This is a genomic window from Leuconostoc gelidum subsp. gelidum KCTC 3527, from assembly GCF_000166715.1.
Classification (GTDB): Bacteria; Bacillota; Bacilli; order Lactobacillales; family Lactobacillaceae; genus Leuconostoc; species Leuconostoc gelidum.
On record NZ_AEMI01000001.1, the window covers coordinates 13,843 to 28,317 of the forward strand.

Below are 14,475 nucleotides of genomic sequence, written 5' to 3' on the forward strand. Positions count from 1 at the left end.
AAATTTGGAATCAACTCAAAGTTGCTTCAGGAATTAATACATGATTATGGCAGGCAGACGATCGATCATTTAAAACAACGAAAACAAAAAGTTGGAACCGTATGATAGATATGCCCGAAGATATTATGCAATTAGCCAAAAATTAGACGCTAGGCGAGCGCTTTGCGTTTGAAAGTACAACAACTAATAATGCAGCAAACAAGCAATTAAGACGTTATCTCTAAAAAGATGACAGTAAGTTAATTACATTTCACGAATTGAGACATACACATGCTAGTTTCTTATTATCTAAAGATATCGCTATTCAGTATGTTAGTGAACGATTGGGCCACGCCGATGTCAATATCACATTAAGCGTGTACGCGCACTTACTTGATAAAAAAAGAAATATTGAAACTTCAAAAGCATTGACTGAATTAAATAAACTGTAGCATTATTGTAGCACTAACTTGTTAAAATGTTGTTTCTAGTTGAACATAAATGAACCTTATTAAACACTGAAAACATCGTCATACCAACGATTACAAATAAAAAAGCTGTCACACCAACAATTGCAGTGTGACAGCTAATATGGAGAAGAAGGGATTCGAACCCTCGCACGCTTTAACACGTCTACACCCTTAGCAAGGGCGCCTCTTCAGCCGCTTGAGTACTTCTCCATAACAAATATTATTATACCAGCTATAGACGATAGTAGCAAGCATTTTCGTATGTTTGGTTCGTACAAAGCAAATGGTTGGCGCTCTGATGCGATTAATGTTTTAATTGGCGGCGATATGTCAACAATTCATGTGAGATTTCTTTGGTTGCTGCATAAATAGTTTGATAAATCGCATAAACTTGATCATAATTTGCAACTGCTTCAGGATTAGGATAATAGGTTGTACCAAATTTAATAATTTTATTTGCTGCATCTTGAACACTGTCGTACCAACCCAACCCAGTGGCAGCTAACATCGCCGCACCAAGCCCGGGCCCTTGTTCGTTAACCAAAGTGGTCACTTTTTTGTTAAATATATCTGCTTGAATTTGTAACCAAAGCGGACTTTTAGCCCCACCACCGATGGCCACGACAGTGTCGAAATCAGCGCCTTCACGGTCATAAATCGTCATAATGTCCTTAAAACTAAAAATGATACCTTCCAAAACGGCGCGAATAAAATCGGCGCGCTGATGTGTCCGATCAATTCCAGTAAAGCTAGCGCGAATATCCGCATCTGGATAAGGTGTACGTTCACCGGAAATATAAGGTGTAAAAATCAAACCGTTGGCGCCGACTAACGACTGCGCAGCTTCGTTTACCCAATCTTCAAAAGGGATGTCTTCTCCAAATACTGACTTAAACCAAGCATTGGCATCCCCAGCAGCTAAAGTGACGCCCATTGAATAAAATTTATTCGGTATCGCATGATTAAAGAAATGAATATCACCCTTATAATCAACGTCCGCCTGATCTTCAAATTTGGCCACAACGCCCGATGTGCCAATTGAAGACATCACCATGTTAGCGCTGAGCAGACCGGCACCTACAGCACCGGCTGCATTATCTGCGGCACCACCAAAGACTTTTGTTGATGTGTGCAAACCGGAAAATGTCGCATACGACTCTGAAATATACCCTGCAAAATCAATCGATTCGATTAATTCTGGAAAGAAGGATGCAGGCAAATCAAAAGCTTCTTGTACAGCTTTAGACCAAGTTTTATGCACCACATCTAATGCCACAGTCCCTGCCGCGTCTGAATAATCCATGGCTAAATTGCCTGTCATTCGGTAGCGCAAATAATCCTTTGGCAGCAAGAACATTTTGGCCTGCTTGAAAATTTCTGGTTCATTTTCTTTCACCCACAGAATTTTAGGTAAGGTGAAGCCTTCTAATGCGTGATTTCGTGTAATTGCCACAAACTCTTCTGACATTTTTTCAGCGATTTCTTGTGTCTGTGATGTCGTTCGCGTATCATTCCACAAAATTGCTGGGCGCAATACTTGATTGTTATCGTCCAATAGCACTAAGCCATGCATTTGGCCAGAATATGATATACCAGCGATGTCCGCAGGATTTAAGCCATCTTTCAAAATTAAGTTAACAATTGCAACAGTTGTCCCATTCACCCAATCTTCAGGGTTTTGTTCTGACCAACCAGGATGTGGTTGCGTCAATGGATAGTCGAAACTTTGTTGTGCAACAATTTGTCCCTGACGATCAACAGCAGAAACTTTAACAGATGATGTGCCTAAATCGACACCCAATACAACTTGTGTCATGCTTTTTCTCCAATGTGGTTTGATAAAATATTTGCACACATGGCAGATGTTGCGAGTGTGCTATGTACAAAGGGCCGGCACATCAATTGTAGCGGCCCTTTTTGCCGTGTAATTTTTAGAGGGAGGGGTAAAACACGGCATAGATTAAATGATATATGATATTAAGTTTCAGAGGATTGGTATGATGACTGTGAGCATTGAAAGATTAGCGGCCAAGTACTGAGAAAATATAATTATTCAAAGTTGACTTAATTTGTTCTTGACGACCTGACTGTAATGTGGCGTTAATTTCGTCATCTGTCTTGTTTTCTGCGTAGGCAGCTAAGTCCTTCAAAGTCACCTTGCCAGCTTCAAAGTCAGCACCGATACCTGAATCAAATGATGCGTAACGATCTTTCAAGATATTTTCGATCACTTGATCTTCAATCAACTTATTTGCTACCTTCAAACCAGCAGCATAAGTGTCCATTCCAGCAACATGAGCATAAAACAAATCTTCGAATTCGAAACTTTGGCGGCGTGGCTTTGAATCAAAATTCAATCCACCGGTTGGTAAACCGCCATTCTTCAAGAATTCGTACATGACCAAAGTTGCTTCGTAAACATCATTTGGGAATTCATCAATATCCCAACCTGTCAACTTGTCACCCATGTTGGCATCCAATGAGCCCAACAAACCAGCTTCACGAGCGAAACGCACTTCATGTTCATATGTGTGACCACCCAAATAGGCATGGTTACCTTCCAAGTTCAACTTGAATGTGTCTTCCAAACCATATGTCTTCAAGAAAGCAATGGTTGTTTGTGCATCAAAGTCATATTGATGTTGTGTTGGTTCCTTTGGCTTTGGTTCAATCAAGAATTGACCCGTGTAACCAATTTCATCCGCATAATTTTTCGCTAATTTAAAGAAGGCCGCAATGTGGTCTAATTCACGTTTCGTATCTGTGTTTACCAAGAAGTCATATCCTTCACGTCCGCCCCAGAACACATATGATTCTGAACCCAAACGCTTAGCAATGTCAAGTGAGTGCTTGATTTGGCCTGCAGCATAAGCAAAAACTTCCGCAAATGGTGTCGTTGCGCCACCAGCTAAGAAACGCCTGTTGGTGAACAATGATGAAGTATTCCACAACAACTTCTTACCAGTTTCTTGCATCTTTTGTTCAATTTTGTCAATGACTTGATCTAAATTAGCATTTGTTTCGGCTAATGTCTTGCCTTCTGGTGCCAAATCACGATCGTGGAAAGCGAAGTATTCAATACCTGTTTTGTCCAAAAATTCAAATAAGTAATCCACCTTGGCCAACGCTGCTGCCATTGTGTTAGGATCGCCTTCTATGTCCCATGGGCGCGTAGCTGTCCCTTCACCAAATGGATCCGTCAAACGTTGATCCATTGTATGCCAATAAGCCACTGAGAATTTGAGCCATTCGCTCATTTTCTTGCCTGCAACAACTTCATCAGCATTGTAGTAATGATACCCATCACCAGCTTGTAAGGATTGGTTCCCTACGAATGCCACTTTTGGAAATGAGAATAATTCAGACATGTTAGATACTCCTTCTGGACTTTTGCGTCCTACTCACGTTTTATTTGTGTTGGTTGGTTTGGACAACCAACTTACATTTATTATTGTATACGGTTTCATTCAATAGTGCAACCCTTTTTGTACAAAAATGTGCCATTTTAAATCATGACACTAAAAAAGAACCCATTAGGGTTCTTTTTTAGTGTTTGAATTTCAAATCTAGATTATCTAAATCAAGGATTTGACGTGTGACGCTGGCAGCGCCACCAAGTAATGTTGCTTCATAAACCGAACGATTAGCAAATAAAATTTCGCTCTCATTTGTCGGATTCATTTGCTGATAAGCTACAACAACGCGACCGAGTAATTCTGGCATTTCAGCTATAAAGCGCGAATGAATAAAGAGCACTTGTGGTGCTGCGATTTGGATGATATTATAGGCCACTTGCGCAACCCCCATCACCCAGTCATCTAATAATTGTGTGACAACTGCGCTTTTTTGATTCGCAAATGTCACAAACGCGTCACGATTGGCAACTGGTTGACCAGTTAACGCCGCCAGCCTTTCAAGCATCGCGTCTTCAGAATATAAATCTTCAACACGAACAGGCTCTTGATCTGCCATGGCTACAATGCTTCGACCAACTTCGCCAGCACGCCCTTGCATGCCGCGATAAAGCTGACCCTGAATAATAATTCCAGCACCTATACCATAATGGATATTTAAGGCAACTAAACTATCATATTGATCAGTACTCAAGTAATCATGATAGTCTCGAATATAAACAGCAGCCGAATTGGCTTCGTTTTCCAGTGTCACATGTACCCCACTCACTTCTTCAAGCTGTGCAGCCACATCAACTTGGCTATAATCAAAAAATGGTGAGTAGACAACATGATTGTTATCCACAACGCCATGAATACCAACAGCAATGCCCATGAGACCTTCTTTTGTACCATGTTTTTTGTGCTTATTGTCTTTAATATGTTGACCCATTAATGCAATAACATCTGCAACAGACATATCATCAACAGCTTCCGAACTTTCAAGTATGACCTCACCGCTCAAGCGTACTAATGCCACTCGCAAATGATGCCGTCCCATATCAAAACTCATGACGTAACCATAATTACGGTTAAAACGAATCATTTTAGCTTTGCGTCCGCCAGTTTCTGTGGTCACGCCTTCACCCAGATCTTCAATGAATTCCAATTCATCTAAGTCACGGTAGATTGAACTAATAGTAGATTTATGTAGATTTAAATCGACAGCTAACTTCGCTCGCGATGTTTCTTTCGCGTTAAATAGCGCTTGTAACACTAAACGTTGATTATGATCTCTCATTGTAATTTGATCTGATTTATTCATTTTTTCTTTTTATCGACGCTCCAATTAGAATGACTGATGATATTGATAGATAATAACTTTCTGACGTGGCATGTTTGATTTTAGTGTCACATCCTACAAATCAGGTATATTATCACTGTTTGGTAAGGTTTGTGGTTCTAAGACCACTGCCACCTATTATTTGGCATGTCCTAGCGTCATTAACTTAACTGTCAGAACAACAAGTCAATTTTTGTTCGACATTATTTCTATTGTACGCGAACTGGCCGTATCCTTCAAGTTGGCGATTAAATTTTTCACATGTTAATGCCAAAAATCAGCATAGAACGTGTTTAAACGCATTCTATGCTGATTTGTTAGGATATTAATCGGTTTTTATCTAGCATACCGACAAAATGCTATAATGCTTGATTTCACGATATGCCTCTTTGTATCATTATTAAAAAATAAGCGAACCTTTGATTAAGGTTCGTTTATTTTTTAATATTTATTTAGTAAAAACGCGATTCTGATTTCTGCCATGATATTGTACCATTAATGTCTTTATGATCACCCAATTCTTTATAATCGAAGTAATCAAATTCGGCTGTTGAATCATAACCTGAATAGTCAACCGCTGCCAAACCAATGTAGGCACCAGTGAAAAAACCACCGTATTCGCGAACAACATAGTCATCTGACAAAACTGCGGCATCTAATGTCACACCAGTTGAAAGCCAGTTTTCACTGTCAAATGAGTAGTAATAGGTGTATGATTCCTTACGATTTTCTGATTTGAAGTAAACATATTCGATGCCTTCTGGAATCACAGGCGCATTGTCACGCAAATATGACGTATAAGAACCATTCCGCAAACCACCCTTATTTTCACCCACTTCAATGACGTTTTGACCATCATCATTCTTTGTGATGAAAATCCATGACCAGTGTGAGTGGTTGTAATAATTTGTTAGACCAGCCATTGATTGATATGAATAAGGGTTGAACTTAACCTTTGTCTCAGCATCGAAGTAGAATGCTTGCCAACGACGGGCGATCAATGACAAATCAAATGTGTTTGATAATGATCCTTGACCAACTAAAGTCAACTTGCCAGTACCAGTTGACCCCATCTTTTCAGTAAATGGTACACGTAATGTATTCCAGTTGATGTCTAATATGGTATCGTTAAATTCATCGTGTTGTGAGTGGTCAACAGGCGCATCTGTTAAAATGGCATCCTGAGGTGCTTCGACAAATGTTTGTCCGCCATGGCCGCCAACAACGCGTGGCCAACCAGCATCATCCCACTCAACTTTTTGGATTGATGTTTCACGACCCAAATTTGACCAACCACGTGGATCAGTCGCACTTTCGTTATCGTGGTTCCATGGCCGAGCTGTCAATGAAGCATAGTACCATTCGCCACCTGGTGTTGAAACCAAAGCACCGTGCCCTTGCTTTTGCAGGTATGAGTTTGGTGTGTCAAAATTTGTGATGAATGGGCCATCAGGTTCAACGACAAATGACATGCTATTCAATGACTTTGAGCGCGCTACCACTTCTTGATGAGTGAAAATTGTACCACCTTCAGCCGCAAACAAGAAATATTCACCGTTAATTTTGTATAAGTGTGGCCCTTCAACCAACTTCACAGCCGTACCTGAAAAAATTGTGCGGGCAGTTTCAGGCTTCAACTTCATGGTATTGGTGTCAAATTCTGTCAAAGTAATGCCATCAAATGGGTGATGGTATTCACGATGATCCCAAGTTTGTTGTACAAGGTACTTGCGGCCGTCTTCATCGTGGAACAATGACGCATCAAAACCAACACCGTTCACAAATATTGGTTCTGACCAAGGGCCTTCGATTGTTTCAGCAGTCGTCAAGTAGTTCTTCATGTCTTTGAAGTTACCATCAGTGATTTTAACATCTGTGAAAATTAGCCAGAATTTACCATCAGCATATGATAAATCAGGCGCCCAGATACCACCAGATGATGGGTTGCCCTTCATGTCAAGCATTGTCGTGGTGTCCAACACGTTTTTAACAAGATTCCAATGAACCAAGTCTTTTGACGCATGGATACGCACACCAGGAAACCATTCAAATGTTGATGTCGCAATGTAATACGTATCCTCAACACGGATGATTGAAGGATCTGAATTGAAACCAGGTAATACAGGGTTTTGAATTTGCATTATTTTTCTCCTATCAATTAAATTTATGCAAGATTAGCTATTTTTTTCTTTTAACGTGTGATTCATTTTATCAACATATGCATCAGACAGAGGATAGCGGCTAATAACAAACATTGCTAAGAATGCCATAATCATTGGCAACCAAATCATTGACCACTCAATACCTGTTTGTGCAGATGCTGATTGTGTCAATGCGCCTGACTTAAAATTCATGAATTGTAATAAATAACCAGGAATGATACCACCCAAAGCCAAGCCAATTTTGAAGAAAAGACCCATAATCGCGTTGATAATACCCGCCACACGCTTGCCTGAAATATACTCACCATTTGATACAACTTCAGGCACTAATGCCCACATAAATCCTGTAGCCGAAGTTAACCCCCATTGTTGGAAAAAGCGTCCAGTAAAACCAAGCCAATCAGCTGATGGATTCTTTGACCAAGCAAAAAGCAACAATTGGCCAACAACAAAAATGCCAAGGAATGTGTAGAAGAAGCCTTTTTTACCTAAAGTTGCACGCAATCTTGGCCAAATGACGACCAAGAAAATACCAGGAATTGAACCAATCAAACCAATGGATGCCATCAAGGCTGATTTCCCACCTTCAACACCAAAATTATATTGCATAAAGTATGGCCACACTGTATTACCAAAGAACATGAGTGTAAAGCCTACTAAAAAGAACAATCCAAGAATTTGTAGGGCTTTATTACGCTTTAATTCAGCAAACAAATCCGTATATTTTACTTGGTCTGTTGCCTCTTCTGAAGCAAGTACGCGCTCTTTTGTATTACGATATGTCAAAAACAATAACACTGCGCCTAATATCATGTACACGCCATAAACTTTAAACCACGCACCAGCAGCTGATGGGGCTGCATAATTACCCAATTTTAGTTTCAAACCAAACAAACCTGTGTCAGTTAACTTAGCGTTTGGAGAGGCTAATTGTACAAATAATGGGAATAGTGTATACACCAACAAGTTACCAATGTTTGCAAGCATCATTCGTGTTGACGTTAACTTGCCAATTTCTGTTTCGTCACGGGTCAATGAAGCATTTAATGAGCCATAAGGAATATTGACGAAGGAATACACTAGGGCTGTCGCCATATAGGATACGGTCGCATAAATCGTCGTTGCAAGTGTACCAGCACCAAGTACTTTAGCTACTGGTAAAAACAGCAATGCTGCTAAAATTACTAATGGGATACCAAAGTTAATCAAAAATGGCCGATACTTGCCATTTTTTGTGATTTTAGCTTTATCAACAACTGTCCCAACCCATGGGTCCCAGATAACGTTAATCCAACGTACAACAAGAAATATTGTCGCCCCAACACCAGCTGAAATCCCATTAATATTTGTTAGATAGAATAGCAAAAATCCACCAACAGTTCCAAATACTAAGTTTTGAGCAAAATCGCCGAAGCCATAACTCACACGATCCCATGTTGAGAGCTTAGCAAACTCATCATTCTTCTGAACTCTTACGTCCATAATTATTCTCCTTCTGGTTTTAACAGATTATTAGGTTTACCTGCTACCACTTTTCCAGTCACTGGAACGTCTTTCAGATTTTTGAAAGCGGTAACATTTCTTTTTACAAAGACTACTATATCACAGTTAGTTTGTTCGAGCAACCAACTCATTTATATTTTTTTAAAATATTTTTATTTATTAAAATGAAAAAAGTTGCTATCACAGCATTTTTCACATACAAGTTTAATGGATACGTCTTTTAATCATTGACTGTTGTACTATTTGTGGACCGCAAAAAAAGATAGCTTACGCTATCTTTTAACACATCTCACTAATTAATGTTGCTTAACAATCACATCAGCGAACTCTTTATGATAAATATCAAACTTTTTCTCACCAACACCTGATATTGCTAAAAATTCTTCATCAGTTTGGGGGCGTAGAATAGCCATATTCATTAATGTTTTGTCTGAGAAAATTAGGAATGGTGGAATCCCTGCTTCGCGCGCTAGTTCTAAGCGCTTAGATTTTAATTCAGCAAATAATTTATTATCACTCTCGGACAATTTAAGTCCTTTAGCTGCTGATGTGACTTTTTGTTGCACAATCACACGTCGATTGACACGTTTTTCCACAACTAATTGTCCTTTTAGAACCCGTGCACCAATCTCAGTAACTTTTAATACTGGAAACTCGCCCCCTTCAATTCTAAGGTAGCCATCAGCCGTTAAATAATCAATAAAACTACTTAAATCCTTAAGTGTCCGATCTTTCATCAAACCGTATGTGGGTAACTTCATCAAATAATCATACTTCTTCACAGTTGCATCTTGTGAACCCTTCAAAACTTTAGCAACCATTGCTTTCCCAAAACTTTGGTTCATACGCACAACATTGGCCAAAACACGCTGTGAATCAGTAGTAACGTCAACCATTTCACGAGAATCTAAACAATTCGAACAATGCCCACAATCATGATCAACGATTTCACCAAAATAACCTAGTAGATAGCGCGGCAAACAACTTTGCGTATTTGCAAATGCGTTCATTTCGCGAATTTTGTTATATTCATTTTGCTTATGTTCTTCTGTACCTTCTGATTTTTGTACGAAAAATTCTTGTAAATGAATATCTTGTGGTGCATACAATAACACTGCTTCTGCCGGCAAGCCGTCACGGCCAGCTCGACCAATCTCTTGATAATATGCCTCAATGTTTCCCGGTACTGAGTAATGAATAACAAACCGCACATTTGGTTTGTTAATACCCATTCCAAAAGCATTTGTGGCTACCATAACTTGGACTTCGTCAAACAAAAAAGATTCTTGCATCGCTTGTCGTTCACGTTCAGGCAAACCTGCATGATAATGTCCGGCCTTAACACCTTTTTTATTTAAAAATTCATATAATTCATCAACTTGTTTACGTGTGGCTGCATAAATAATACCACTTTGGTCCTTATTCTCACGTAAATACTCTTGCACATACTGTCGCTTATCAACATTGTGGGCAATTTTCAGCGCCAAATTATCACGCGCAAAACCAGTTAAAATAGTATCTTCATCTGCCACACCAAGTAGTTGCTGTAAGTTTTGACGTACACGATCAGTGGCTGTTGCTGTTAATCCTAAAACGGCAGGATTTCCAGGGATTTTAGCCAGCAAAGGTAAAATATTAAGATAACTTGGACGAAAATCATGTCCCCACTGTGACATGACATGCGCCTCATCAATAGCCACCAATTCAATGGGTAATTGTTGTATAAAATCAAAAAAACTTGAAATCTCTAAACGTTCGGGCGATACATATAGCATTTTATAATAGCCTGATCGTAAATCCGACATACGCTGTGCTTGTACTTGACCACTCAATGTTGAGTTGAGAAATGTTGCATCAATTCCCATCGCATCAAGGCCATCGACTTGATCTTTCATCAACGATATAAGTGGTGAAATCACTAGCGTAATGCCGTCAAATAACATAGCTGGTAGTTGATAAGTAATCGATTTACCACCACCAGTTGGCATAATGGCTAACGCATGCTTATGCGCTAACACTTTTTCAATCACATCTAATTGTCCTGTACGAAAATTATCATAGCCAAATTTTTCTTTTAAAATTGTTTGAGGTGTCAAATTCTGCATACTTTCTATTATATCATGAGTCGTGACATTCAAAAATCGATGGTACACTTTCGACCATCGATTTCTGAATAGTAACGATTATTTTATTAAGGGATTGAGCTGGAACTTAATTGGTGACGTACGACGTAGTAACCAATTCAAGATGGCAACTATGCCTGTGACAATAGCTAACAGCCAGAATTGTTGCCGCTGAAAATTAGTTGTCATCTGTAAAACAATAAAACCAAGCGTAAACCAACCGAAATAGGCCGCCATTGTGTCCCCCCCAATTCGTAATATTTTATCAATCACGTTTTCCGGACCTTCACTTAGGAATTTAACATGTACCCAATCAAAAAATAACATGATGAATACAAAACTAATCAAGTCAAACGACACAAACTTCACGATCGATAAATAATCACGCGCGGGAGAAAAATGTGACACGTCGTGATAAAGCAATAAACCATAGGTCATCATAATATCTGATCCAATAATAAACAATAACCAACTAACCGGCTTTGCTCGTACCATATCTCTAATTAACATTTTTGCTCCATATCAGATGTCTACGTAAAACCCAGTATCTATTTTAAAAATATTATATCACTACTAAGTTTATACGTCAGGGTTATCTTGTTTCAACCCAATACCCGTTATTGCTGACAAAAATGACATGATCGGTGACAATAAAGCAAATAACGTAAATGGTGCAAACTCAAGGACTGGCACGCCTAATGTTTGCGCAGCAAAACCACCCGCAACACCCCAAGGTACCAAATAATTGATTACTGTCCCTGAATCTTCAATCGTTCGGCCCAGTGCTAATGGTGATAACTTAGATTTTTTGAAACTTTCTTTAAACAACTGACCTGGTAAAATTGTTGCTAAATACTGTTCACCAACCAAAAAATTAGCACCAATACCAGTTACTAACGTTGCCAAAACAATCGAACGCTGGGTTTGTAAGTGGCCGACAATTGGTGCCATAACACGATTTAAAATACCTAAACCACTGAGTAAACCACCTAGAGCTAACGCCAGCATAACCATCATAATAGTTGTCATCATCGCAGACATTCCTCCGCGATTAAGTAATGCCATCAGTGTTGGATTCGTACTTGTCGTCTGAAAACCATCAACTAATAGTTTCGCCCAAGTTGTAATAGTGTGCTGCGTTAAGAACATGACACTTGATACTAATACATTAATCATGAGTGCTGGAATAGCAGGCATTTTAAACCATGCTGTCACAACTAATAGACCAAGTGGTACAATTGTCCACCATGTTGGTTGCAACTGCGGTAGTAAAGCCGTAATCTGATGTGTGGCTGCTGCGTCAGCATGATGACCAAAACCCAATAAAATTGTCACGATAAATGTCAAAATCCAAGCTGGCACAGTAGTCCACATCAGATTTTTAATATGTGCAAATAAATCAGTTTCAGAAATGGCACTTGCTAAATTAGTTGAGTCTGATAACGGCGAATTTTTATCACCAAAAATTGCGCCTGATAAAATAATACCAGCAACCAAAGCAGGATTGATACCCATTAACGTTCCAACGCCCATCAGCGCAACCCCAACTGTCGAAATCGTTGTAAACGCACTCCCGATTAAAGTCCCAATAATTGACGTTGTTACGAATGCTGTTGGCAAGAAAAAAACAGGTGTTAACACTTTAAAGCCAACCCAAATCATCGTTGGAATCACACCAGTAGCTAGCCACAATGCAATGAGTGCGCCAATTAATAAGAATAAAAATAAAGGTGTCAAACCTGATTCAACGCCTTTAATTAGTGCTTTTTGGCTGTCTTGCCAAGAAACACCACTAAAACGTGCAACAATCATAATCATACCAATTGCGAGTAAAATTGGCGCAATTGGTGCTAAACCAAAACCAATCACACCGATTGCCAAAATAATGATAGTAGCCACTACCAGTAATACTGAAGTTCCTGTGTTTAATTTATTGTTCATCCTATTTCTCCTGCCAATTTTTTTATATAGCAACAATAAAAAAAGTCCCCGCTGTCACATTGACAACAGGGACGAATTGACATTTAAAAATCCGTGGTACCACCCAGCTTACGCGCTAAAAAGCGCATCACTTTGACATTTGATAACATGGTGCTGCCATGCTTAAATCGATAGCTGTATTTCGAATATCAACACCTGTGCAGTTTTCACCAACCACTGCTTCTCTTAACGCCGAATGTTTATTCTACTCAATAATTGCTAATTTCAAGTAGTTTTAGTCTACTATGTCACTGAATTTTTGTCAACACGTCGCGACAATGTCAATGCTAGCAAGCCAGTAATTATTATCATAACAATAAATACAGATAAGAATAACGTAGTTGTCCATCCATGATCCATCATAACACCCGAATATATTGGGCCAACAACACGACCTGAACTAATCATCATTGATACAAAACCTTGCGCTTGTCCAGCAACTTCTTTAGGAGTGATTTGAGCAACCCATGCTGGTACTTGTGGACTTTGTAGCATTTCACCAATCGTTAATAGTTCAAAAACTAGCACAATTTGCCAAAATGTATTCACAAAAATCAAAAAAAAGAAACTTAAAGCGAAAATGACACTGCCTAAAATAACGGACACATGATACGGATGTTTGTTGGCCCAATTAGAAACAAATTTCTGCAACACAATAATTGTGATTCCATTAATCATCCACAAGTCGGCATAGTTACGCGTTGGCATCCCCAATGTTTTCATATGTGGTGCCATCACTGTTTCCCAGAGCATATAAGACAAATACGTAATAAATAGGAGTGCCCCAATAGCAATTAGAACCGGCGTTAATTTGAATTTTTCGTATGTCATTGAGGCTGTTGAAACAACAGCTTCTTTGGGTAATTGATGCCCGGTGTTTATGTCGGCTGACTCATTGGCTACATGGAATTTGGTGATAATAATCACCGACAAAATCGCATAGATGGTCGCCGAAATCATCATTAATAATGCAAAACCATAATCAAATAAGTAACCAACAGCTAACGTGCCTAAAACAACGCCAATATTTAAAACAATATACATATTATTAAAAATAATACGTGTATGATTGCCAGACACTGTTGTTGCAAAAGCGTTTATCAACGTCTGTTCAATACCCATACTTAAGTTAGCTGCCCAAATGAAACAGGCAAAAACGGGCCAATCATGCCAAATAATTAGACTAAAAACCGCCAGAAAAGTTATGATGCTAGTCATCACCATCGCTTGATACGGATGCCATCGATCAAATAGTTTGCCGCCAATATAGGAACCAATCATGCTAATGATAGCCCCTATCATCAAAACAAAACCAGCTGTTGTAAAACTTTGATGAAGTACACCTGTCATATAGAGTGTCATAACAGGCCAAATCATTGAGTTACCAGTACTAGACAGCAGTGTACTAATCAGTAACCACTTTTCATTAAGCAATCCTGGTTTATTAATTATATCAGTTTGCATAAATCCTCCGAATTAATATATTTATTGTAGCATGAAAATCACTGAAAAATTAACCATTAT

10 protein-coding genes and 1 tRNA gene are annotated in these 14,475 nt (G+C 39.0%); 1 reads left to right on the forward strand and 10 read right to left on the reverse strand.

Features of this window, described 5'->3' with window-relative positions; all coding sequences use genetic code 11:
• Positions 1-242 precede the first annotated feature (242 nt).
• Positions 243-431, forward strand: a complete 189-nt coding sequence (locus EUI_RS10695) for a tyrosine-type recombinase/integrase (protein ID WP_224154653.1) — start codon at positions 243-245, stop codon at positions 429-431.
• Positions 432-571: 140 nt separating this feature from the next.
• Here the strand turns inward: EUI_RS10695 and EUI_RS0100080 are convergent.
• From EUI_RS0100080 to EUI_RS0100135, 10 genes are all read right to left on the reverse strand, one after another.
• Positions 572-659 (reverse strand) — tRNA-Ser (locus tag EUI_RS0100080).
• A 94-nt stretch (positions 660-753) separates the two neighbouring features.
• Positions 754-2,265 carry a xylulokinase gene (gene xylB, locus EUI_RS0100085; protein ID WP_010015221.1) on the reverse strand — a complete coding sequence of 504 codons (1,512 nt, stop codon included), beginning with the start codon at positions 2,263-2,265 and terminating at the stop codon, positions 754-756.
• A 205-nt stretch (positions 2,266-2,470) separates the two neighbouring features.
• Positions 2,471-3,817, reverse strand: a complete 1,347-nt coding sequence (gene xylA, locus EUI_RS0100090) for a xylose isomerase (RefSeq protein ID WP_010015222.1) — start codon at positions 3,815-3,817, stop codon at positions 2,471-2,473.
• Positions 3,818-3,995: 178 nt separating this feature from the next.
• Positions 3,996-5,165 carry an ROK family protein gene (locus EUI_RS0100100; RefSeq protein ID WP_010015225.1) on the reverse strand — a complete coding sequence of 390 codons (1,170 nt, stop codon included), beginning with the start codon at positions 5,163-5,165 and terminating at the stop codon, positions 3,996-3,998.
• Between the two features lie 470 nt (positions 5,166-5,635).
• Positions 5,636-7,324, reverse strand: coding sequence for a glycoside hydrolase family 43 protein (locus tag EUI_RS0100105; protein ID WP_010015226.1), 1,689 nt, complete (start codon positions 7,322-7,324; stop codon positions 5,636-5,638).
• Positions 7,325-7,357: 33 nt separating this feature from the next.
• Positions 7,358-8,827 carry an MFS transporter gene (locus tag EUI_RS0100110; protein ID WP_010015227.1) on the reverse strand — a complete coding sequence of 490 codons (1,470 nt, stop codon included), beginning with the start codon at positions 8,825-8,827 and terminating at the stop codon, positions 7,358-7,360.
• A 317-nt stretch (positions 8,828-9,144) separates the two neighbouring features.
• Positions 9,145-10,953, reverse strand: coding sequence for a DNA helicase RecQ (gene recQ, locus EUI_RS0100120; RefSeq protein ID WP_010015229.1), 1,809 nt, complete (start codon positions 10,951-10,953; stop codon positions 9,145-9,147).
• A gap of 78 nt (positions 10,954-11,031) precedes the next feature.
• Positions 11,032-11,481, reverse strand: a complete 450-nt coding sequence (locus EUI_RS0100125; RefSeq protein ID WP_029508478.1) for a hypothetical protein — start codon at positions 11,479-11,481, stop codon at positions 11,032-11,034.
• Positions 11,482-11,550: 69 nt separating this feature from the next.
• Complete coding sequence (locus tag EUI_RS0100130) at positions 11,551-12,912, reverse strand: Na+/H+ antiporter NhaC family protein (RefSeq protein WP_010015232.1); 1,362 nt, start codon at positions 12,910-12,912, stop codon at positions 11,551-11,553.
• A gap of 282 nt (positions 12,913-13,194) precedes the next feature.
• Positions 13,195-14,415 carry an MFS transporter gene (locus EUI_RS0100135; RefSeq protein WP_010015233.1) on the reverse strand — a complete coding sequence of 407 codons (1,221 nt, stop codon included), beginning with the start codon at positions 14,413-14,415 and terminating at the stop codon, positions 13,195-13,197.
• Between the last annotated feature and the right edge of the window lie 60 nt (positions 14,416-14,475).

Bases quoted from the DNA above. Each gene is read 5' to 3' on its own strand.
- EUI_RS0100135 (WP_010015233.1), bottom strand. From the start codon at position 14,415: ATGCAAACTGATATAATTAATAAACCAGGATTGCTTAATGAAAAGTGG.
- EUI_RS0100105 (WP_010015226.1), bottom strand. From the start codon at position 7,324: ATGCAAATTCAAAACCCTGTATTACCTGGTTTCAATTCAGATCCTTCA.
- EUI_RS0100125 (WP_029508478.1), bottom strand. From the start codon at position 11,481: ATGTTAATTAGAGATATGGTACGAGCAAAGCCGGTTAGTTGGTTATTG.
- EUI_RS0100130 (WP_010015232.1), bottom strand. From the start codon at position 12,912: ATGAACAATAAATTAAACACAGGAACTTCAGTATTACTGGTAGTGGCT.
- recQ (WP_010015229.1), bottom strand. From the start codon at position 10,953: ATGCAGAATTTGACACCTCAAACAATTTTAAAAGAAAAATTTGGCTAT.
- EUI_RS0100100 (WP_010015225.1), bottom strand. From the start codon at position 5,165: ATGAATAAATCAGATCAAATTACAATGAGAGATCATAATCAACGTTTA.
- EUI_RS0100110 (WP_010015227.1), bottom strand. From the start codon at position 8,827: ATGGACGTAAGAGTTCAGAAGAATGATGAGTTTGCTAAGCTCTCAACA.
- xylB (WP_010015221.1), bottom strand. From the start codon at position 2,265: ATGACACAAGTTGTATTGGGTGTCGATTTAGGCACATCATCTGTTAAA.
- xylA (WP_010015222.1), bottom strand. From the start codon at position 3,817: ATGTCTGAATTATTCTCATTTCCAAAAGTGGCATTCGTAGGGAACCAA.